Source organism: Amedibacillus sp. YH-ame6 (genome assembly GCF_053848845.1).
In genome coordinates, this window is the sequence record NZ_JBSPEZ010000020.1 from 1 (window position 1) to 21725 (window position 21725).

The 21725-nt window shown below is 34.5% G+C and carries 21 protein-coding genes and 1 pseudogene; 19 read left to right on the forward strand and 3 right to left on the reverse strand.

Annotated features, from left to right (window positions below; all coding sequences use genetic code 11):
- Positions 1–213: 213 nt before the first annotated feature.
- A complete protein-coding gene (locus tag ACWG0P_RS12175) occupies positions 214–375 on the reverse strand; it encodes a YjzC family protein (protein ID WP_455793036.1) in 162 nt (53 codons plus the stop codon).
- Between the two features lie 108 nt (positions 376–483).
- Here ACWG0P_RS12175 and ACWG0P_RS12180 point away from each other — a divergent pair, with 108 nt between their 5' ends.
- From ACWG0P_RS12180 to ACWG0P_RS12235, 12 genes and pseudogenes are all read left to right on the forward strand, one after another.
- Positions 484–1254, forward strand: a complete 771-nt coding sequence (locus ACWG0P_RS12180) for an HAD-IIB family hydrolase (RefSeq protein WP_455801936.1) — start codon at positions 484–486, stop codon at positions 1252–1254.
- 117 nt (positions 1255–1371) lie between these two features.
- Complete coding sequence (cdaA, locus tag ACWG0P_RS12185) at positions 1372–2706, forward strand: diadenylate cyclase CdaA (protein WP_455801937.1); 1335 nt, start codon at positions 1372–1374, stop codon at positions 2704–2706.
- A complete protein-coding gene (locus ACWG0P_RS12190; protein WP_455801938.1) occupies positions 2706–4076 on the forward strand; it encodes a CdaR family protein in 1371 nt (456 codons plus the stop codon). The genes cdaA and ACWG0P_RS12190 overlap by 1 nt, the downstream gene beginning before the upstream one ends.
- Before the next feature lie 17 nt (positions 4077–4093).
- Positions 4094–5428 carry a phosphoglucosamine mutase gene (glmM, locus tag ACWG0P_RS12195; RefSeq protein WP_455801939.1) on the forward strand — a complete coding sequence of 445 codons (1335 nt, stop codon included), beginning with the start codon at positions 4094–4096 and terminating at the stop codon, positions 5426–5428.
- Positions 5429–5485: 57 nt separating this feature from the next.
- Positions 5486–6145 carry a response regulator transcription factor gene (locus ACWG0P_RS12200; RefSeq protein WP_455793041.1) on the forward strand — a complete coding sequence of 220 codons (660 nt, stop codon included), beginning with the start codon at positions 5486–5488 and terminating at the stop codon, positions 6143–6145.
- A gap of 1 nt (position 6146) precedes the next feature.
- On the forward strand, positions 6147–7544 hold the full coding sequence (locus ACWG0P_RS12205; RefSeq protein WP_455801940.1) for a histidine kinase dimerization/phospho-acceptor domain-containing protein: 1398 nt from the start codon (positions 6147–6149) through the stop codon (positions 7542–7544).
- A 97-nt stretch (positions 7545–7641) separates the two neighbouring features.
- Positions 7642–8349, forward strand: coding sequence for an alpha/beta fold hydrolase (locus ACWG0P_RS12210; RefSeq protein ID WP_455801941.1), 708 nt, complete (start codon positions 7642–7644; stop codon positions 8347–8349).
- Positions 8342–9925: a Mur ligase family protein gene (locus ACWG0P_RS12215; RefSeq protein ID WP_455801942.1), complete on the forward strand. Its 1584-nt coding sequence runs from the start codon at positions 8342–8344 to the stop codon at positions 9923–9925. The genes ACWG0P_RS12210 and ACWG0P_RS12215 overlap by 8 nt, the downstream gene beginning before the upstream one ends.
- Positions 9926–9974: 49 nt before the next feature.
- Positions 9975–11126 carry a D-alanine--D-alanine ligase family protein gene (locus ACWG0P_RS12220; RefSeq protein ID WP_455801943.1) on the forward strand — a complete coding sequence of 384 codons (1152 nt, stop codon included), beginning with the start codon at positions 9975–9977 and terminating at the stop codon, positions 11124–11126.
- A gap of 184 nt (positions 11127–11310) precedes the next feature.
- Positions 11311–11634: a type II toxin-antitoxin system Phd/YefM family antitoxin gene (locus ACWG0P_RS12225; protein WP_455801944.1), complete on the forward strand. Its 324-nt coding sequence runs from the start codon at positions 11311–11313 to the stop codon at positions 11632–11634.
- A gap of 3 nt (positions 11635–11637) precedes the next feature.
- Positions 11638–11955, forward strand: coding sequence for a type II toxin-antitoxin system RelE family toxin (locus ACWG0P_RS12230; protein ID WP_455801945.1), 318 nt, complete (start codon positions 11638–11640; stop codon positions 11953–11955).
- 127 nt (positions 11956–12082) lie between these two features.
- A pseudogene (locus ACWG0P_RS12235) lies at positions 12083–12292 on the forward strand (IS1182 family transposase); the annotation flags it as partial.
- 1 nt (position 12293) lies between these two features.
- On the opposite strand, the gene ACWG0P_RS12240 reads toward ACWG0P_RS12235, so the two are convergent.
- Positions 12294–13151, reverse strand: coding sequence for a YitT family protein (locus ACWG0P_RS12240; RefSeq protein WP_455801946.1), 858 nt, complete (start codon positions 13149–13151; stop codon positions 12294–12296).
- Positions 13152–13345: 194 nt separating this feature from the next.
- On the opposite strand from ACWG0P_RS12240, the gene ACWG0P_RS12245 reads away from it, so the two are divergent.
- From ACWG0P_RS12245 to ACWG0P_RS12275, 7 genes are all read left to right on the forward strand, one after another.
- Entirely contained in the window at positions 13346–15259 is a 1914-nt protein-coding gene (locus tag ACWG0P_RS12245; RefSeq protein ID WP_455801947.1) for a BglG family transcription antiterminator, read from the forward strand.
- A gap of 11 nt (positions 15260–15270) precedes the next feature.
- Entirely contained in the window at positions 15271–15966 is a 696-nt protein-coding gene (locus tag ACWG0P_RS12250; protein WP_455801948.1) for an RDD family protein, read from the forward strand.
- Between the two features lie 264 nt (positions 15967–16230).
- On the forward strand, positions 16231–17592 hold the full coding sequence (locus ACWG0P_RS12255; RefSeq protein WP_455801949.1) for a PTS sugar transporter subunit IIC: 1362 nt from the start codon (positions 16231–16233) through the stop codon (positions 17590–17592).
- A gap of 237 nt (positions 17593–17829) precedes the next feature.
- On the forward strand, positions 17830–18159 hold the full coding sequence (locus tag ACWG0P_RS12260) for a PTS sugar transporter subunit IIB (RefSeq protein ID WP_455793050.1): 330 nt from the start codon (positions 17830–17832) through the stop codon (positions 18157–18159).
- 1 nt (position 18160) lies between these two features.
- Complete coding sequence (locus ACWG0P_RS12265) at positions 18161–18685, forward strand: GrdB-related putative oxidoreductase (protein ID WP_455801950.1); 525 nt, start codon at positions 18161–18163, stop codon at positions 18683–18685.
- Positions 18686–18823: 138 nt separating this feature from the next.
- Positions 18824–19888: a M42 family metallopeptidase gene (locus ACWG0P_RS12270; RefSeq protein WP_455801951.1), complete on the forward strand. Its 1065-nt coding sequence runs from the start codon at positions 18824–18826 to the stop codon at positions 19886–19888.
- Positions 19889–19897: 9 nt separating this feature from the next.
- Entirely contained in the window at positions 19898–20989 is a 1092-nt protein-coding gene (locus tag ACWG0P_RS12275) for a M42 family metallopeptidase (RefSeq protein WP_455801952.1), read from the forward strand.
- A gap of 28 nt (positions 20990–21017) precedes the next feature.
- Here the strand turns inward: ACWG0P_RS12275 and ACWG0P_RS12280 are convergent, their stop codons facing one another.
- On the reverse strand, positions 21018–21467 hold the full coding sequence (locus ACWG0P_RS12280) for an NUDIX hydrolase (protein WP_455801953.1): 450 nt from the start codon (positions 21465–21467) through the stop codon (positions 21018–21020).
- Positions 21468–21725: the final 258 nt, after the last annotated feature.

Here is a 21725-nt window from a genome sequence, read left to right on the forward strand (position 1 = left end):
CCCTACATGAATTACTAGTATATTTTCATAATGCTTTAATGAAAAAGGAAGGCTTTATCATTAAGATTTAGCACTTCCTAAAATATTTGTAAAAAAATTACACATTTATATTGACAAACCCGATAAAACATAAAAAAATCTCTTATATGCACAATTGTGCGAAGAGATTTTTTTCTTATACAAGTGTATAAGACTCACAGGAATCCAGTGTTATTACTGTTCCTCGTAGTAACATCCTTCTTCCTGAGAAGGAGGAAAACGTCTACCCTTTTCTACGTCTACGTCACTGTTGATTTCTTTACCCTGTGCATTGTAGCAAGTGTATTTTCCAGATTTTTCGCAGTTCATTCCTGGGCGGTATTTTTTCTGTGCCATTTCTAACACCTCCTAAAAGTAGTATGGAGAAGCTTTAAAAACTTATGCATCAACTTGTATTTTTTTTGTAAGTTGTTAAAATAGAGGAGTATATAAGGAGGTCGTAGAATGAAGATTGTCGCAAGCGATTATGATGGAACATTACGTACACAGGAGTACGTGGATAAAAAAGATATCGAAATGATTCGTAAATTTCGTAAAGCGGGGAATATGTTTGGGATTGTGACGGGAAGAAGTATGGAGTCTATCAAACAAGAAATAAAGAACAACGAAATTGAATTTGACTTTATCGTGGCAAATAATGGTGGTGTTATCTATGACCGCGAATTTCAAAAATTACAATGTTTGTATATGGATTTTCATAAAGCGTTGGATATTATCAGTTATATAAAAGAAGTAGATTGTGCATCCTATGTTATCAATGATGGATATCATCGTTATAAATTTTCTATTGATGAACAACAAGTGGATCATAAATATGCCAATATGCCAGATCAAAACTATCGCGAAGAAGAAGTGTTAGATAATGGAAGGATAGCACAATTGGTAATTTCCTTAAATGATAGTGAATTAGCAGATGAAATTGCTCGTCATATCAATGTACATTTTAAGGGATATGCAGTGGCCTACGTAAATATCAATTGTGTAGATATTGTGCCTGCAGGTGTTAGTAAGGCTGAGGGTTTATATTTCATAGAAAACGAGTACCATTTATGTCATGAAGATATTTATGCGATTGGGGATTCTTTTAACGATGTGCCAATGATTCAAGAATTTCATGGGTGTGCTGTTGCACATGCAAGAACTGTGATCAAAGAACAGGCAGAAGCAGTTTATGCTAGCGTGGGTGCTTGTATTGCGGACGTTATGGAAGGATAAGCAACTTGTTAGAAATCGGGGTCTGTTTGACTCCTTTTTTCATGTCATTTCATAAGAAAAAGATAGGTAGTAAGGAAGGGTTTATGCTATAATATAAAATACGAGGGGAGTGTTCCTATGTTCAGTTATTTCACATTAGACAATCTAAGGACTTTGATACTGCTGCTGATGGATATTGCATTTGTATGGGCAGTTATCTATTATTGCCTACGTATTGTTAAGAATAATTCAAGAACCATACAGATTTTTAAAGGAGTCTTGTTGATTATTATTATCCGTTTTGCGGCCTCTGTGTTAGAGTTGAATACCGTTAAGAATTTGGCGGATTCAATTATGAATTGGGGAGTCATCGCAATCATTATTATCTTCCAACCAGAGATTCGAAATATCTTAGAGAAGATAGGGAAGACAAGTGTGTTCTCTAGAATTTCTACGTTGACGGTAAATGAGCGAGAACAACTTGTAGATGAATTAGTAAAATCATGTGCAGAAATGTCAAAGACAAAGACAGGTGCATTGATATCAATAGAACAAGGACATTCTTTATCTGACTTTATCAAGACAGGTACTCCTATGAATTCCGTCGTATCGAGTGAATTGTTATGTTCAATCTTCCAATATGGTACACCATTACATGATGGGGCAGTTATTATACAAGGGGTCAAGATTGCTTGTGCTGCGGCCTATTTTCCACCAACAACAAGAGAGTTGCCAACGAGTTATGGAGCACGTCATAGAGCGGCAGTAGGTATCAGTGAAATTACGGATTCTATTACCATTGTAGTTAGTGAAGAAACAGGGAATATATCAATTGCGGAAGCTGGAAAGCTTTCTGTTATATCAGAAAGTAGTCTTCATGAATTCTTGATGGATATTGTATGTAATCAAAATGTGGTTGCTAAAGAAAAAGCAGAGGAACCACGCGATAAAGAAATCTTAAAAGAAACACTGTATGAACAAGGGAAGAAACCAGGAGTGTTTGCACATTACTTTAAAGGAAAAAATCGTCGTGTAAAAGATACTGTTGAAAATGAACAGAGATATGCGAAAAAGAAGAAAAATGAAGAAGTAGAACCTGTGAAAGCAGAAAAGAAAGAAATGAAAATTGAAGATTTGGCACAGAAACAAGATGCTGGATTTGATCAATTCTTCGATAATATTGTAAATGAATCAGAGAAAAAAGAAGAAAGTAGAAAAAACGATAAACAAAAAGCAAAACAAGTAGAAGTTGAAATAGAAGAAACACCAGTTCCTAAAAAACGTCCTCGTAAAACGAAGAATGAGGAAGCGGGGAAAGAAGAAGTAAAAAAAGAAGAACGTAAACCTTCTTCTATATCCACTATGGGTGCGGATTTATTTGACGATGTTGTAGAACCAGAAACGATTGTTCTACATTACGAATCTGCCGATGATGACGAAGTGAAAAAGACCAAAGAAGGGAGTGATTCCTAATGGCGAAGAAGAAAAAGAAAAAGACAGAGCTTAGTTCTGAGGGGAAAACAGAACTTGCTAAGGCGATAGCCGAGAAATCGCAAACTTTTGCGAAGACATATGCTAGAGTAGAAATACAAATCAGTAAATTTTTCCGATGGATTAGTGGTTGGTTAGACAAATTGTTGTTCAACCAAAAACATGGAAAAGTAGTTGCGTTGATATTAGCGATTTTGGTATACGTATCTATGAATTCCGCTAATGCGAATATTTTTGAATCAACAAAAAGTGCAGAGGATTTAGGTTCCTATGATGTATCACAAGTGATCTCTTCACAGAACTATGAAGTTATTGGATTACCTAAGAAAGTAAAAGTTCGTGTAATTGGCGATTTGAGTGATATCAAAAACATTAAGCAACAGAGTAATTTTCGAGTGATTGCGGATATGACAAATATGACAGAAGGTGTACATGAGGTAACATTTACTACAGAGGGAGCTCCTTCTCATGTGGATGTTGTACTAGAACCTTCTAGTAAAATGGTTACCATTAAGAAGAAATCCATTCGTAAGTTCAATGTGGGATATGATTTCTTGAATCGTTCGGTTATGGATAGTACCTACGATTTAGGGGAACCTGTATTGGAACAAGGGGAAGTACTAGTAAGAGCAAGTACAGAAACATTGGATAAGATCGCATATGTGAAAGCACTTGTAAAAGTTGGAAAGAATGTTACTTCTGATTTTGAAACGAAAGCAAAAGTGTATGCGTATGATAGTAATGGGAATCGTATGAATGTAGATATTATTCCAGACACATTATTAGCAAAAGTTAAGGTCTCTCGTCCTGAGAAGGATGTGAACATTGTCTTGTCTCCGACAGGAACAATACCAAATGGAAAAGCAATTGAATCCTATACGGTAGATTATCCTGAGGTTACAATATACGGTAGTCAAGCGGTATTAGATAATATCAGCGAGTTACCAATCACGATACCAGCCTCCACGCTGACGGGTGATAAAGAAATATCTATGCCAATCATATTACCTAATGGTGTAACGAAAGTAACAAAAGGAATTGTAAATTTCTCCATCAAACTGGCAAAGTCAGAGAGTCGAACAATAAGTGATGTAGGCATTGACTTAGTCAATAGTTTGGACGGTTTTGATTTCACAATTGAAGGAACTACAACAAGTGAAGTTACGGTAAAAGGAGCTAAGACGGTAATTGATTCTGTAGAAAGCAAAGATATTAAGATTTCCGCAGATTTGAGTAAAATCAATAAAGCAGGAACGTATGAAGTAGAAATGTTAGTAGAAGGTAGCAACAAATTAGCAAGTTATGAATTAAAGACTACAACTGTAAAAGTAAAGGCTGTAAAGAAACAGTAAAAGGAAGGATGTAATTTATGGGAAAATATTTTGGAACAGATGGCGCAAGAGGTCGTGCAAATGGAACATTGACATTGGATATGGCGGTATCAATAGGTCAATATTTAGGATGGTATTATGGAAAGAAACGCCATGCGAAAATTTTAATTGGAAAAGATACTCGTTTATCTAGTGATATGTTTGAAATGGGATTAGCTGCTGGGGCTACTTCTACTGGTGCGAGTGTGTATTTGTTAGGGGTGTGTCCGACACCTTCTGTATCTTATTTAATTCAAAAAGAGCACTTTGATTGTGGTATTATGGTAAGTGCTAGCCACAATCCATTCTATGACAATGGAATTAAGTTATTTAATGGTGCAGGTTGTAAAATGGATCCTGAAACTGAGAACTTAGTAGAACGTTATATCGATGGTTTAGAGGAAATTGAACTGGCTCATGAAGAAAAGATTGGTAGTGTACTTGAATGGTCTGAGGGATTGGAACTTTATGAATCTTGGTTAAAATCTATCGTACCAATCGATTTGAATGGAATCAATGTATTATTGGATTTGTCTAATGGTAGTGCAACAAGTTGTGCAGCTGAAACAATGACGTCTTTAGGGGCTACTGTAGAGGTTATTCACTCTTCTCCTAATGGAATCAACATCAATAACAAATGTGGCTCTACGCATCCTGAATTGCTTCAGGAGATGATGCGTGAAGGTAACTATCATGCAGGGTTTGCCTTTGATGGCGATGCGGATCGTTTGATTGCGGTAGATGAAGAAGGTAACTTGATTGATGGTGACTACACAATGTTTATTTGTGGACGTTATATGAAAGAAAAAGGATTACTAAAAGATGATGTTGTGGTAACAACTGTTATGAGTAACCTTGGATTATATCATGCCTTAAAAGATAGCGATATTAAATACGAACAAACTGCAGTAGGAGATAAATATGTTTATGAATGTATGAGTGAACATGGTTACTCTATCGGTGGAGAACAATCAGGACATATCATCTTCAATGAACATGCGAATACAGGAGATGGTTTATTAACCGCATTGAAGCTGTTAGAAATCATGGTAGATAGAAATAAATCACTAAAAGAATTAGGAGAAGATTTATTTATTTATCCTCAATTATTAATTAATACACCTGTAAAAGATAAACACGCGGCTTTAGAAGACAAAGACCTATTAAAGGTTGTGGATGAAGTTGCGGCTGAATTAGGTGATGAAGGTAGAATTTTAGTACGTCCTAGTGGAACAGAACCACTTGTACGTGTTATGGTAGAAGCAAAGAGTGATGAATTATGTGAGAAGTATGTAAATCACGTAGTAAATTTCATAAAAGAGAGAGGACTTTAAGAAAGTCCTTTTTTTTTCACATAATTTAGTCTAAAATAGAGGTATGAGGTGATTTATATGAAAAAAGTGATTTGTGTTGTAGAAGATGAAAAAGCAATCAATGACTTAGTGAATCAATATTTAAAAAAAGAGGGGTACGAAGTACGTTCGTATTATACATATGAAGAGGCAAGTGCGCATGTAATGGATGATGATGTGCATTTATGGATTCTTGATATCATGTTGGATGATAAGAGCGGATTTGATTTGATTGAAGAAATTCGTCTACAAGGAAAAGAGATTCCTGTAATCTTTATGTCTGCACGTGATAAAGAGTTTGACCGTATCATTGGCTTAGAAAAGGGAAGTGATGATTACATTACCAAACCATTCTCTCCCAAAGAACTTGTGTTACGTGTAAACAACGTTATGAAACGTGTGTATAAAGATGCGAATAATCGTATCTTAATTGATGGATATGAATTGGATGAAGAACAACGTAAAGTGTTCGATCATGGACAGGAAATTGATTTAACCACAAAAGAGTTCGATCTTTTAATGATGTTTATAAAAAATAAAGGGATGGCTTTTAACCGTGATAAAATCTTGACAAGTGTTTGGGAAGAAAATTATTTTGGTAGTGATCGTGTTGTGGATGATACGTTGCGTCGTCTTCGTAAGAAACTTCCAAATCTAAATATTCATACCATTTATGGATATGGATATCGTTTAGGTTAACATGAAGCGCTTTAATGAATTCATCAAACAATTATCACTAACGCAACAATTGTTTGCGTTGATTTTCTTCTTTGTAACATTCTTTACTGTATTCTTTTTTGTATATGTAAATGGAAACGTAAATACGGCAATACAAGATCAAATCTATAACCAATTGGATAGTACGCAAAACTCATTGATCGCAAGTAGCCAAGAAGCTACAGAAAGTGAAGCGAGTTGGTATGTAAGTGTATCTGGGTTTGACTCTTTAACTGCACGTGTGGTTCAGGTAAATGATCAAACAAAGATTGTTATTGACCCAAGTGCAGCAAATGAGATGGATGTTGTAACTAATAGTAAAGAATGGACAGCCATAGCGAACTCTGCAGTGCTATTAAGCAAAAGTGATAGTAATAGAACACATGGTAAGGTGTTGAATGTTGCGGGTGAGCACATTGATTCTTTTTATAGTATTTCTAAATTAAGTGATAACTACCTATTGATTACACGTACTTATAGTGACAACATGAATAAGCTAGAAAGTATGATTTTTAATAGTGTTGTATATATTACGGTCATCGTAGTTGGATTTTTCTTCATCGTGTTGATGATGTGGGTAATTACCTTAATTCATCCGCTCAATCAAATTCGAAACTATATTGAACGTGTGAAACTTGGAAAAGATGCGGAATTACGCGTAAATCGTAAGGATGAAATTGGAGAACTTGCGGATGCGTTAGTGAGTATGCGTGATGAATTACGTAAACAAGAAAAGACCAAGGAAGAAATGATTCATAATATATCTCATGATTTGAAAACACCAATTGCGACCATTAAATCGTATGGAGAAAGTATCAAGGATGGTATTTATCCTTATGAAACCCTAGAGAAGAGTGTAGATGTCATTATTGAAAATGCAGAACGTTTAGAAGAAAAAGTTCATTCTCTATTGTTTATGAATCGTGTAGAATACCTGATTTCTCAGGATTGTGAAGGTATCGCTTCAGATATGAAGGATATTATTGAGCTCGTTATTCAAAATATCAAAGTAATCAAACCTGAGATTCAAATAAAAACAGATTTAGAAGAAGTCTTCTTTGATGGGCTTGCGGAACCATGGCGTGTTGTCGTAGAGAACATCATAGAAAATGCACTACGCTATGCAAGAACTACCATTGACATTCGTTTAAGTGAAGAAGATGGCTTAACGATTGCCAATGATGGACCAAGCATGGATGAAGAACGTATCAAGGTATTATTCAAACCATATGAGATGGGACAAGGAGGACGTTTTGGTTTAGGTCTATCCATTGTCGCAAAAGTTTGTGGTGCGAATCATTACGAAGTATATGGAGAGAATACTGCCGATGGAGTTATCTTTAGAATCTATCGCGATAGCGCTCCATATAAGAAAAAATAATGTAGAACAGAGTATGTGTCTTAGAACATGTACTCTTTTTTTGAAAGTAGGTCAAAGCTACAAATACATTTCATATACTTGAAGGAGGAGGTTCACTATGTATACTATTCAAGGAATTCAATGGAATGTGAGTGTAGAGGGAGAAGGGGATTGTATCGTTCTACTTCATGGCTGGGGTCAAAATCAATATATGATGAAATTCATTGCGGATCACTTTCGAACAAATTATAAAGTTATTAATATGGATCTTCCAGGATTTGGTGAAAGCGAAGAACCAAAAGAAGTTTGGGATGTTCGAAAATATGCTGATGCGTTGTATGAATTATTAACGATGTTAGGAATTGAAAAACCAATCCTTATAGCACACTCCTTTGGTGCACGTATTGCGATTCGTTATGCGATTTGTTATCCAGTGGATAAACTTATTTTAACAGGGGCTGCGGGTATTAAGAATAAACGAGGATTGATGTATTACTTAAGAGTATATACGTATAAATGCTTTAAAAGATTGCATGTATCTACCAATATGGGAAGTGTAGATTATCAAAATGCAAGTCCGATTATGAAAGGAGTATTGGTAGCAAGTGTAGAAGACGATCTTACGTATTGTCTAGATCACATTCCATGTGAGACATTGCTTGTATGGGGAGAAAGAGATATGCAAACACCTCTTTGGATGGGAAAGAAAATGGAACAAGAAATACCCAATGCGACCTTAATCACGCTTCCAAGAGAAGACCATTTTGCCTATTTTCATCAAAGCTTACGTTTCGTTGGTATTGTAGAGGCATTCTTATATGGATAAGATTCAAAATGTATTATTCCTATTCGTATTATCTTTTTTTCTATATACCCCAATGAAACGCAGCATTCATATGTACCAACAAAATCGTTACCAAATTAAGCGTTATGAAACATGGCTACTACATGAAATAAAGTATAAAAGGGTGTCCATCCAAAGAACCTTTTTATGTTTGTTGGGTGTATATGGATTATTTTTTGTATCCCATGAAGAATTACCCTTACAACTACTAATTTTATTATTGCTTATATATTCATATGTTTTCTTTAAAATGGAAGATATGAAAGAGTATCGAAAACCCCTTGTATTTACACATCGAGTACAACGGTTATTATTTGCGTTTTATTTGTTTTATATAGTATGTTTTGTATTCTTATTACAGATATTATCGAATGATATTTGGATTGCTTGTGTTCCTTTTCTATACTTTTCTCCATGGTTTTTTCTGATGATCATTGCGTATTTGACGCAACCAATAGAAGAGAGAATACGTATGTATTTTGTTAAAGATGCTCAAAAAATATTACGAAGCCATAAGCATCTTCGTTGTGTTGGAATCACTGGGAGTTATGGAAAAACATCTATTAAAAATATTTTACACACCTTGTTGTCAGATACGTATTACACACTACAAACCCCACACTCCTATAATAATTTGATGGGGATTACGCTTTCCATACGTCAACATTTACAAAATTTACATGAGATTTTTATTTGTGAAATGGGTGCGGATCATGTACATGAAATCGAGCGTTTGATGGAGTTTGTTCAACCACAGTATGGTTTCGTAAGTGCAGTTGGACCACAACATCTTTCTACCTTTCATTCCATGGAGAACATTCTTCATGAAAAGATGCAAATGATTGAAAAGCTACCAAAGGATGGAATTGGATTTATCAATTATGATAACCCATATATTCGTGAGTACAAAATTCAAAATACGTGTACCATTGTGACGTATGGAACTCGTCCTGAGTGTAAGTATCGAGCAGCGAATATTACCTATTCTAAAGCTGGAAGTAGTTTTGATGTGGTCTATCAAAAAGAACGACATACATTTTCTTGTAAGCTTTTAGGACGTCATAACGTAGTAAATATTACAGGAGCGATAGCGGTAGCACATACGTTAAATGTATCTTGGGATGTTCTCAAACAACTGGTTTCTAGTTTATCCTATGTAGAACATCGCTTACAAATTATCGAAAATGAAGCTTATACAATTATAGACAATGCGTACAATTCAAATCCAGAAGGAGCTCATTACGCATTAGAAGTAATGAAACAACTGGTTGGTAAACGAGTTATTATAACCCCTGGTTTTTTAGATCTTGGAAAAGATAGTAAACAGGCTCATTATGAATTTGGTTGTTATATGGCGCAATGTGTAGATGAAGTAATTCTTGTTGGGAAACAACAGACAAAAGATATCGTAGTAGGCTTACGAGAAAAGAAGTTTCCATTATCCAAATTGCATATCGTATCTACGATACAAGAAGCATTTTCATGTTTGAATTCAATAGCTACGCCAGATACAACGGTTTTATTGGAAAATGATCTTCCAGATGCATTCAACCATTAACCATTTTTAGGCGAACGCATACACTAGACTGTATGAAAGGAAGAATGCTATGAAACTTAGAGTTGTTGTTGTATTTGGTGGTGAATCCGTAGAACATGAAATTAGTATCCTCTCTGCACATCAAGTGATGGAGGAAATGAATCCTTATTTGTATGAAGTCATTCCTTTATACCTTTCTAAAGACGGTAAAATGTATCATGATATTACACTATGTTCTTTAGAGACGTTCGAAGAGATGGAAAAAATCCCAGGTTATTGTAGTGAGGTTACGTTGATTCATCGCAATCAACATTTTTATATCATCCCTGTTAAGCATTCTCTATTTGCTAAGGAAAAAGAATTCGATATCGTATTTCCAATCCTACATGGTACGCATGGAGAAGATGGAAGTTTTCAGGGATTTCTATCAACCTTAAAAATTCCATATGTTGGCCCACGTGTATTGGGTGGTGCCATTGGACAGGATAAAATTATAATGAAACAGGTGTTAGAAGATAGTGCTCTTCCAATTGTTCCATGGTATTATTGGACATTGTCCAAACCATTGGATGATTCCTTTTTTCGTAAAGCGGAAAGATTGGGGTACCCTCTTGTAGTGAAGCCGGCTAATCTAGGAAGCAGTATTGGTATTAGTATTACACATAATGAAGTAGAACTTCATAAGGCAATGATTGAAGCATATCAATACGATCGAAGAGTCATTATTGAAAAAGTTGTGGAGAACCTTCGAGAGATTAACTGTTCTATCCTAGGAGATGAAGTGGAGTGTATTGCCAGTGTGTTAGAAGAAGTAAAAAAACAAGATGATATTTTATCATATAAGGACAAATATATTGGAGTGGATGCGAGCAAGGGTATGCAAAATGCACCACGTAAAATCCCTGCTGATTTAGAAGAAGATTTAACATTAGAAATTCAAGAACTCGCAAAAGAAACCTTTAAAACGTTGTGTGGTAGTGGCGTTAGTAGAATAGATTTCCTAATGAATGATGAAAGCAAAGACTTATATATCAATGAGATTAATACCATACCTGGATCTCTTTCTTTTTATCTCTGGCAAAAAAGTGGTATTCCTTTTCCAGAACTAATTACGCGTTTATTAGATATGGCAATTAAGCAATATGCTAGAGATCAAAAACAAATCTATTCCTACCCAACCAATATTTTAACGATGAAACATCAAGGGATGAAAGCAAAATAAAAAGCCAACATTTGGCTTTTTTTATAGCTAAAATTGTATTTTTGTGAGAGATATATCTTTATCAAGAGAATATGATATATAGATTCAATGAAGATAAATCTATTTATTTGTATGCAAATTTGCCGATTTATCTTGTTGTTATTTAAAATAAAGCATATACTATCAATAGAAGGAGAGTGATAGCATGAATGCCAATAGTTTTAAAATCATTCTAAACTCAACGGTATCAATTAGTGATTTAACACGGGCTGGTGCAAAAAAAATTTTCGATTCACTAAATGAGGATGAGTCAAAAATTGTAATGAAGAACAATAAACCCGTAGCTGCACTTGTTTCTACTGATAGATATCAAGAATTGCTTGAAAAAGAGGAAGACCTACAACTTATACAATTAAGTCTGAATAGACTCTCTAAAAATAAGGATACCATCACTCGTGAAGATTTCTTTAAAAATAACGGAATCACTGAAGATTTTCTCAGTGACTTGCCTGCTATTGATTTGGAATAATTCATGTGGGAATATAGCCTATTAAAAGATGCACAAATAGATTTTCAAAAATTAGATGGGTCTCAAAAAAAAGTAGTTGTAAAAATGCTAGAGAAGTTGCGAGAGAATCCATTGCCAAAAAGTAGAGGTGGTTATGGCGCTCCACTTGGAAATGATACTACTTCTGGTAACTTGTCAGGTCTTTTTAAATTGAAAGCGAGAGGTTTTGGAATACGAATTGTATATGAATTAGTGGAAGTAGAGAACCGAAGTGAAGTTATAGTCATTGGTATGAGAGAAGAAAAGGAAGTATATAAAACTGCTTATAAAAGAAAAAAATAGAAAGCTAAAACGACATTTGTCATAAATTCCAGTTAAAAAAGAGGCTGTAACGAATAAGAAACAGCCATAACATAAAAAACACGTCAAACTCATAAGAGTGGAACGTGTTTTTTGGTATAATTTAACTATGGAAAACAACAATGTGTTAGAGTCAAATTATCCGTATCTCAACAATATGGATTATACTACACAACAGATGATTTTACCACTAGATTTAGGAAAAAAGTTAAATTCTTCAGATCCAGTGTTCAGTTTCCTTAAAGTGATGGAAGGAGTCAATTGGAATAAATACCTGTCACACCCAATACGTAAAGCTCGTGAAGAATACAATCCCTTTTTTAGTCTATAGGTGCCATATAGAACCCACCATAGAATTCTTCTGTACGTAATACATTGATGATGACATTTGGATCTGTTTCTCTTAACAAATTGGCAATATCCGCAACCTCATAAGAAGATACGACTGTATGCAATAAATACATCTTCTTTTTACTGAATCCACCATATCCTTGGATACAGGAAATCCCATGACGATAATGTTCAACATAACGATCCACCATCATTTCTGGATTGGTTGTAGTAATCTGTAAGGTAACTCGTTCATAACGATGATGAAAGGTAGATATGGTTTTTGTCATAATGAATTGAAATACAATGGAGTATCCTGCATAGATCCAGCCAAACATATACCCAAAGATACATAGGATAAGAGCATTAAATATAAAAATCTGTTCCCATATAGAACGATTGATTTTATTGGATACATACAACGCGATAAAATCAGTACCACCAGTAGAGGCACTTCCCTTAAGTGCTACTACCACACATAAGCCATATAGGAATCCTCCAAAGATTACATTCAATACAACATCATCAAACAAAGGAGAAAAATTACAAATGTTCAAGAATATGGAGGTGAGGGCAAACTGTATACTAGAAAGTATGGTAAACTTTTTACTGATACTTTTATAACATACCAAGGCAACAGGAATGTTGAGTGCTAAAATGGCTATTGAAGTAGAAATGTGTATACCATATAAAGAACTAATCTTATCGATTAAGATGGCTACACCAGTAAACCCGCTACTTAGTAAATTGCTAGGATTGATAAAAGCTTGAATTACATACGTTTGTAAAAGCGCAGAAACAATGACTGCAATAATACTGAATACATAGCGAAGCTTTTTGTTTTTCATAGAATGTGTTAGCATAAGAGATCCCCTTTTCAAGTTCCATACAATTATAATGCCTTTCCTTTTGCGTTTTATCAAAAGGATTTCCTAGGCAGTAGGAAGAAATATATTCACAATACTTCCTAAGTGCTAGGAAATTATGTTAAATTATTCCTAGGAAATTTTTCTATATAATATCATAAGAGAGGATTGACAATATGGGACTAAATAAAAGACAAGAAAGAATTATCATGATGATGAATGATTCTAACGATTGGATTACTGGAAAAGAGTTATCGAAACTTTTAAATGTGTCGGATCGTACAGTACGTTCAGATATCGATTCCATCAACCGTTATTATGAAAATGCATTGATTGAATCAAATCTTCGTTATGGATATCATTTGAATCAAGAGATTCTTCGTACACTCAATATTGAGATTGAGCAACCAATTGCCCAAACACCACAAGAACGTTGTGTGTATATTATTCAACAGCTCTTATTTCAACGAAATGAATTAAGTATTACAAACTTACAAGATCAAGTATTTGTAAGTGAGTATTCCATAGATAACGATATCAAACGTATTAAGAAAATGATTGAACCCTACGAACATTTAAAATTGGTACGTTCTAAGAACTTCATCCATTTGGAAGGAAGTGAAGAGAGTAAGCGTAAACTATATAAAGATTTATTAGCAGAAGAAACACAAGGGAATTTCTTAAACTTGAATAACCTTGCGGCTTTGTATAATGATTTTGATTTGTTGGTTGTGAAAGATACTCTTGAACAAACATTCAACAAATATAATTTTCATGTACGAGAAATGGCATTTCCAATGTTAATGGTACATGTTGGAATTGCGATTGAAAGAATTTTACGACATAACTACATACAAACGGAAAGAAACAACGATGAATTGAAAGAAAGTCAAGAGTATAAAATTGCTTGTGAGTTCTTCCAAAATACTGCGAAAAAAATTCGCATTGAAATCGTAGAAGATGAAGTAGCGTTATTGGCTTTGTTATTGATGGGGAAAAAGGGAACGAATTATTCAAAAGATTTGGTTCATGAATCCCATCATAGTTTAACGAGTGATGAAATCATCGATGGTATGTTGGAAGTTATCCATGATGATTTTGATATTGATTTTGCACAGGACGTCGATTTGCGCATTGGATTGAAAATGCATATGCAATCCTTAATGGAACGTCAAATGAAAAAGATTGATGTATCAAATGTATACCTACAAGAAATTAAACGTAAATATCCTCTTGTATTTGAAATGGGGATACGAGTTGCACGTTATCTTGAAGAACAATTAAATGAAGTCATCAGCGAAAATGAAATTGGATTTTTGTCACTTCATTTAGGATCTGCTTTTGAACGCGCGAATCTTTCAGGGAAGTATCGTGTAATTATGATTTATCCACATGATCAAGCATTAAGTAATATGTGTGTTCGTAAGGTAGAAAATAGATTTGGTGAGCGTATGGGAATTGTGGATTGTTTGAATTTCTTTGAACAAAAAACCATCTTAGATGCTAAACCAGATTTGATTTTAACAACGTTACCATTACAACATGATTTAGATATCGCAACCATACAAATATCACTCTTTGTGAATTTGGAAGATGAAAGTCGTATCTTTCAAGCATTGAACTTATTGGATAAAAAACGTTTCCAAAAAGAGTTTGAAGAAGGAATTTCAGGAATGATTGAACCACGTTTCTTCTACACGGATGTGGATTTAACAACTCATGAAGAAGTGATCAACTATATGTGTGATAACTTACAAGAAGCTGGATACATTCCAGAAGGTTTTAAAGAATCCGTATTGAAAAGAGAATCTTTATCCGCAACTTCATTTGCGTATAGTTTTGCAGTTCCACATAGCTTTAATGTAATGAGTATTAAATCTAACATATCGGTCGCAATCCTAAAAAATCCAATCCCTTGGGGACCTTTTGAAGTGAAACTAGTAATTTTATTGGCTATCAATGAAGAAGATCGTTCGATGTTGAAATTATTCTTTGATTGGTTGAGCAATGCAGTGAGTGATGCTAATCGCTTTGCGACACTTTTAGAAAGTCGTGATTACAATGATTTTATTGCACGTATTGTTGAGTAAGGAGAAAAGTTATGGCAAAGACAAAGACCACAACGAACTATAAAGAAACAAAGACGCAGTATAGAGAAAAGAAATTAGGTCTGATTGACCGCTTAAGTATTGCCCTTCTAAGAAAACAAGAACAAATCGTAAAAGATACAGAGCATCCACCTGTTAGTAATATCCGAAGATTCTTTGGGTACCTAATCGATTTCGCACTTTCTAATATTTTCTGTGTGATTCCTCTCGTTATCATTCAAGCATGTTTAACGGGTTCTACAAATACTACACAGATTTTAGCAGGTATTCCATTGTATTGGGCATATATTATTACGTTCTTTGTATTCTTATTTTATATCTTCTATTATGTATATATTCCATGGAAGGTATGGCCTGGACAAACACCTGCAAAACGATTATTAAAATATAAAATTGTAATGATGGACAATTCTGAAGTAAGTGCAAAAGCGCTCTTTTTAAGAAATGTAATCGCTATGACTTTTATTGAACTTGCGGTGTTTACGACCACATATATTGTACAATTGGTAGTACTAACAGCACATATTGATTATCCTTCCTTTTTTGGATATGTCACATATTTCATGACATTTTTATCCTTTTTACTCACCCTAACGAATTACAATCGTCGTATGATCCACGATTATCTTGGAGGTACAAAAGTATATATGCTTCCTGCTGAAGAAGGATCAAAATATCACGCATTATAAAAGAATAGAAGTAAGAAAGCAGTGAGAAATCACTGCTTTTATCTTTCGTCAAGAATATAAACGGATTTTATAATTTTATTTTGACTTCAAAAAAAGTCGATAAATAAAGGTTTATTTTCATGTTTTGGTTAGGAAAAGAGGATTTCCTATACCTTAGGAAATCATTTTCATGTTGTGAAAGATAAACTTTTATTATAATAAGGTTGTAAAAAGTTTAGTGCGCACTATTAAATTTTTTAGAAGTTTAAAGAGGAGGAAATTAAAATGTTTGACAAGCTCGAAAAAATTCTTATGCCAATGTCTGACGTGTTGAGTAAAAACAGAGTTTTGATCGCTATTCGTGACGGATTCTTAATTGCTACACCATTGTTGATCGTTGGTTCAATCTTCTTGCTGATTGCTAACTTCCCTATTCCAGGATGGTCAAATTTCTGGACAGGTGTCTTTGGGGCAGGCTGGGAAGAATGGTTTAAAGCCGTATCTCGTGCAACATTCAACTGTACAGCGTTACTTACTTGTTTGGGTACTGGGTATGCAATGGCGAGAGAGTTTAAAGGGGATAAAATTCAAGGTGCAGCAGTTGCCTTAGTTTCATTCTTTATCTTACAACCTGTAATTCACGATGCTACAAATGATGCAGGAGAAGTCGTTGTAGAAGGTGCATTTGCTGGTTTATCTTTCGATAATATTGGTACGAATGGTATCTTTATGGCTCTATGTTGTTCAATTCTTTGTGTACTTCTATTTATTTGGGTATACAAAAAAGGTTGGACAATCAAAATGCCTAAAGGTGTTCCACCAGCTGTAGCAGATTCATTTGCTGCATTAGTTCCAAGTGCTGTTGTATTATTAGTATGTTTCTTAATTCGTATCTTCTTCCAGTTCACTCCATTTGAAACTGCACAGGGATTCGTATTTACTGTTCTTCAAACACCTATGAAAGGGTTAGGAGACACATTAGGAGCAAATGCTATCTATAGTTTCATGTGTACATTCTTATGGTTCTTTGGTATCAATGGTCCAGCCGTAATGAACTCAGTGTTCTTTATTGGTAACGTATTAACTGCGGATCAATTAATCGCCTTTGAAGCAGGTACACCAAACAATGAATTACCACATATCTTTACAAATCCGTTCTCGAATTTCTTTACGAACTTCGGTGGTGGAGGTAGTACACTATCGCTTGTAATTTGTATGTTATTATTCTGTAAATCAGAACGTATTAAAGTATTAGGTCGTTTAAGTATCGTTCCAGGAGTATTTGGAATCAATGAACCAATCATCTTTGGTTTACCAATTGTATTGAACCCAATTATGATTATTCCATTTATCTTTGTACCAATGTTTAACTTATGTACTTCATATTTCTTAACAGTGGCAGAAATTCTACCTAGAACAACAGGTGTAAACTTACCTTGGACAACTCCAATTGGATTCTCTGGTTGGTTATCAACAGGAAGTTGGATTGCAGCTGTGTGGCAGATTATCTTACTTGTTATCGGATGTTGTATTTACTTCCCATTCATCAAAGCACTTGATAAAGGGTACTTACATGATGAAGAAAATGCAGAAGGAACAGACGACGAAGATATTTCATTCGATGATTTATCATTGGATGACCTATAAGAATTTCAAATCGTATACCTTTCGATAATTTGAAAATATCAAAATAACGATTAGAATTCTACAGGAAAAGCATAAAAAAAAGATAAACCAACAGGAAACAGGTATATCTATAAACGTATAGATTTAGAGATAGCGAACGCTATCTCTTTCTTTTATATTTCCTAATAACTAGGAAATATAATTGGATGAATTTTTCGTGATAAAGTTTTATAATAGTAGTGTAAGGGAGGATGCTTTATGAAACGATTCTATTTATTTTGTGATCAGGGAATGTCTACGAGCTTATTAGCTAGTCGTATGCAAGACTGTGCAAATCAGCATCTGTTACCAATTGAAGTTGCTGCATTTTCCTATAAGAAAATGCAAAGTATCGTAGATGAAAAACATCCGGATATCATCCTATTAGGGCCACAGGTAAAGTACTTATTCAATGAAACGAAAAAGAATTATGATGAAGATACACCTGTGATGTTAATCTCTCAAGAAGATTATGGGATGATGGATGGTGAAAAAGTACTAAAGAAAGCATTACTTCTGCTACAAAAAAGAAAACAAGGAGAACAATAAAATGAAAGTATTGATGGTATTTGATCAGACGCAAGCAGGACTTGGTGGTAAAGAAAGTCCAGATTTAGCAATGGGTGGAAAGCCAATGGCGATAGGTTCTTGTCACATGTTTGAAAAGTCTTTAACAGAAATGGGTGGTAGCATTTGTGCTACTCTATATTGTGGAGATGGAACATTCGCGCAAGATCCAGAAACAAACGGAAAGAAATTTGCAGCAATGAGTAAAAAGTTAAATCCTGATGTTGTTATTTGTGGACCATGCTTCAATTATGGAAACTATGGAAAAATGGCTGCAAAAACGGCACAAGTAATCAATGAACTAACAGATATTCCTGCATTTGCCATTATGTCAGAGGAATGCAGTGAGGCAATTGAAGAATTTAAAAATCATGTTACAATTCTTAAAATGCCTAAAAAAGGTGGTACAGGTTTACCACAAAGCTTAACAATGATGTGTGAATTTGCACTTGCACTTGCGAAAAAAGAAGATGTAAGTGAAATGATCAAAGAACACGCATATCATTAAAAAGCAAACTCCTATTAACTCAAAGAAAAGCAGCTTTCTCGCTGCTTTTCTTGTTTCCTATGCATTAGGAAACAAACTTCATATACATTATGAAAAAAAGGCTTATAATGAACTTGTAAAAGAGAAAGAGGTGCGTTTATGTATTTAAATGAAACACTTGCATTGATGCAAGAATTAACACAGGTAATTGGTATTTCTGGAGATGAAAAAGAAGTCTCACATATAATGAAAAGACATATGGAATCCTATGCAGATGAAATTGTATATGATAATCTAGGTTCTATATTTGCAGTAAAGAAGAGTAAAAAACCGAATGCTCCAAGAGTTATGGTATGTGGACATATGGATGAAATTGGTTTTATGATTACTAGTATTAAGAAAAATGGATTAGCTGGATTCATTTGTATTGGTGGAATCAATCCACAAAGTTTACATGCACAACGAGTACGTGTGAAAGCTAGCAATGGTACAGAGTTGGTAGGTAATATCGTATGTGATAGTGATGATATTGCTTCCTGTGATGTAAAGAAAATGTTGATTGATTTTGGTGCAGAAAGCGATACTATGGCAAATGATTGGGGTGTTAAAGTAGGGGATAGTGCTGTGCTAGATGGTCCATTTGTGGTATTAAAAGATGGACATCGTATTCTTTCAAAAGCATGGGATAATCGTTATGGTTGTGTTATGGCAATTGAAGTTTTAAAAGCACTTAAAGATATCGAATTAGATGTAGATTTATACATTGGCGCAACTGTTCAAGAAGAAGTTGGAATTCGTGGTGGAACAACAGCAACAGGTTTGATCCATCCTGATATGGGTATTGTTATGGATTGTAGCTTTGCCAATGATATAAGTGGAAAAGAGAATGCGGTTGGACAATTAGGGAAAGGTATTTTAGTTCGCTATTATGATAAGGGCATGATGCCAAATCGTATGTTATTGGATACACTTGTACAAACATGTGAAAAACAACAACTTCCATATCAATACTTTTATAATATGGCACAAACGGATGCTGCATGGATTCATAAATTATTTTCTGGGTGTCCTACCTTAAGCGCATGTATTTGTGCTCGTAATGGTCATACTGGAAACAGCATCATAGATCTACGTGATTATGAATGTGCAAAAGCAGCTATACTTTCCATTATCCAATCTCTTGATGAAGAAAAAATTAACGCTTATAAAGCGGAAAATCGCTAAGAGGTTTCTATGAAAGAAGCCTATGGAGAAATGAATCTAGAAATGATCAAAGAAATGAGTGAAGCTCATGGTATTTCTGGATGTGAAAAAGAAGTTAGTCGTGTCATGAAAAAATGGTTAACACCAGTCAGTGATGAGATTACATATGATAATTTAGGTTCCATTGTAGGATTGCAAAAAGGTCATAAAGATGGACCAAAAGTTATGATTTGTGGACACATGGATGAAGTTGGTTTCATGGTACGTGAAATTGATGAACAAGGTTATATTAGAATGTTACCAGTTGGTGGTTGGTGGGGACATGTGCTTCCTTCCCAAACTTTATATGTAACTACCAAAGAAGGTAAACGATATCATGGAGTGGTTGGATCAAGTGCACCTCATGGACTTCCAGCGGAAGTAAAAGAAAAGGTTATCAAACCAATGGATTTATTTTTGGATTTGGGTGTTGATAACAAAGAAGAAGTAGTAGAGTTAGGTATTCAAATTGGTGATATGATTACACCAGATACAACGTTCGAAGTTATGAACAATCCGAATTATTTAATGGGAAAGGCTTGGGATGATCGTTTATGTGCAGGTCTTGCTATGGATGTTTTGTACCGCATTCAAAACGATGATCATGAAGCCAATGTGTATGCTGTAGGAACCGTACAAGAGGAAGTAGGTCTTCGTGGTGCTAGAACTGCCGCAAACCTTATACATCCTGATGTCGCAATCGCATTAGATGTTACAACTGCATTAGATACACCAATGGATAAAGGGGAAGTAAAGCTTGGCGGAGGAGTTGTATTGAGCGTGATGGATGCAGGTATCATTGCACATAAAGCACTTCTACATGAAATGGAAGATATCTGTCGTGATTTAGGTCTTGATATCAATTATGATATGATGACTGCTGGAGGAACAGATGCGGATAATATTCATAAAGCATTTGATGGTATCATAACGATGACGTTAAGCATTCCAACTCGTTATATGCATTCTCATCGTTTGATGATTCATCGCAAAGATTATGTACAAACCGTTGAAGCAATCGCAGAATTCTGCCGTCGTGTAAATTGGGATAAACTAAAAGCAATGAAAGCTTCTATACAATAAAAGTGTCGAGAGACACTTTTTATGTACATTATTTATGCAGAAATTTATAAAAGCGTTGTAGTACTAATAAAGGGTGACGATCTTTAAGGGATATTTCAAGTTTAGAATATCCTTTTTTATAATGTTGTATTTGCAATCTTCGATAAGGCACAAGATTATAAGGTAATTTATGCAATGGAAACCATTTTATGCATTTAGTTTCATCGCTTGTAAAATCGATGCATTCTTCTAGAACATGGGTAGAAAAGACAACTTGTGTATCTTGATATTTCGAGCGTTTATAACGCCCAATTTCTTGATCAATAGAAATGCTGTATCCACATTCTTCTTTTGCTTCTCGAATGGCGCAAGCAATTTCACTTTCTCCTTGTTCTTTTCTTCCACCAGGTAAATCCCACAAAGGAAAATCCTTTCGTTTCACTAAAAGTATTTTATTGGATTTAAAGATGATACAAAAACAGCCTATGGTATGTGTCATAATAGATTCCTCTTTTTCGTATGGTATCATAAACTAGATATCTCATTTATAGAAAACTGAGTAAATAAATGAAATATGGCATACTAAAATGTTGTGATAACTAAAAGGTTTTTTTGAATGAGCGTAGCATCCATTATGTAGTTACTATTTCTATTCGATAAGAAAAAAATATTTAAAATTACATTTACTTTGTGTTTTAAATTAAAGTTCGTAGACATAGTTATATATCTATTCTGCCGATAATGACAGCTTTAATTT

Excerpts from the sequence above, each read along its gene's own strand:
- ACWG0P_RS12175 (WP_455793036.1), bottom strand. The coding sequence starts at position 375 with ATGGCACAGAAAAAATACCGCCCAGGAATGAACTGCGAAAAATCTGGA.
- ACWG0P_RS12180 (WP_455801936.1), top strand. The coding sequence starts at position 484 with ATGAAGATTGTCGCAAGCGATTATGATGGAACATTACGTACACAGGAG.
- cdaA (WP_455801937.1), top strand. The coding sequence starts at position 1,372 with ATGTTCAGTTATTTCACATTAGACAATCTAAGGACTTTGATACTGCTG.
- ACWG0P_RS12190 (WP_455801938.1), top strand. The coding sequence starts at position 2,706 with ATGGCGAAGAAGAAAAAGAAAAAGACAGAGCTTAGTTCTGAGGGGAAA.
- glmM (WP_455801939.1), top strand. The coding sequence starts at position 4,094 with ATGGGAAAATATTTTGGAACAGATGGCGCAAGAGGTCGTGCAAATGGA.
- ACWG0P_RS12200 (WP_455793041.1), top strand. The coding sequence starts at position 5,486 with ATGAAAAAAGTGATTTGTGTTGTAGAAGATGAAAAAGCAATCAATGAC.
- ACWG0P_RS12205 (WP_455801940.1), top strand. The coding sequence starts at position 6,147 with ATGAAGCGCTTTAATGAATTCATCAAACAATTATCACTAACGCAACAA.
- ACWG0P_RS12210 (WP_455801941.1), top strand. The coding sequence starts at position 7,642 with ATGTATACTATTCAAGGAATTCAATGGAATGTGAGTGTAGAGGGAGAA.
- ACWG0P_RS12215 (WP_455801942.1), top strand. The coding sequence starts at position 8,342 with ATGGATAAGATTCAAAATGTATTATTCCTATTCGTATTATCTTTTTTT.
- ACWG0P_RS12220 (WP_455801943.1), top strand. The coding sequence starts at position 9,975 with ATGAAACTTAGAGTTGTTGTTGTATTTGGTGGTGAATCCGTAGAACAT.
- ACWG0P_RS12225 (WP_455801944.1), top strand. The coding sequence starts at position 11,311 with ATGAATGCCAATAGTTTTAAAATCATTCTAAACTCAACGGTATCAATT.
- ACWG0P_RS12230 (WP_455801945.1), top strand. The coding sequence starts at position 11,638 with ATGTGGGAATATAGCCTATTAAAAGATGCACAAATAGATTTTCAAAAA.
- ACWG0P_RS12240 (WP_455801946.1), bottom strand. The coding sequence starts at position 13,151 with ATGAAAAACAAAAAGCTTCGCTATGTATTCAGTATTATTGCAGTCATT.
- ACWG0P_RS12245 (WP_455801947.1), top strand. The coding sequence starts at position 13,346 with ATGGGACTAAATAAAAGACAAGAAAGAATTATCATGATGATGAATGAT.
- ACWG0P_RS12250 (WP_455801948.1), top strand. The coding sequence starts at position 15,271 with ATGGCAAAGACAAAGACCACAACGAACTATAAAGAAACAAAGACGCAG.
- ACWG0P_RS12255 (WP_455801949.1), top strand. The coding sequence starts at position 16,231 with ATGTTTGACAAGCTCGAAAAAATTCTTATGCCAATGTCTGACGTGTTG.
- ACWG0P_RS12260 (WP_455793050.1), top strand. The coding sequence starts at position 17,830 with ATGAAACGATTCTATTTATTTTGTGATCAGGGAATGTCTACGAGCTTA.
- ACWG0P_RS12265 (WP_455801950.1), top strand. The coding sequence starts at position 18,161 with ATGAAAGTATTGATGGTATTTGATCAGACGCAAGCAGGACTTGGTGGT.
- ACWG0P_RS12270 (WP_455801951.1), top strand. The coding sequence starts at position 18,824 with ATGTATTTAAATGAAACACTTGCATTGATGCAAGAATTAACACAGGTA.
- ACWG0P_RS12275 (WP_455801952.1), top strand. The coding sequence starts at position 19,898 with ATGAAAGAAGCCTATGGAGAAATGAATCTAGAAATGATCAAAGAAATG.
- ACWG0P_RS12280 (WP_455801953.1), bottom strand. The coding sequence starts at position 21,467 with ATGACACATACCATAGGCTGTTTTTGTATCATCTTTAAATCCAATAAA.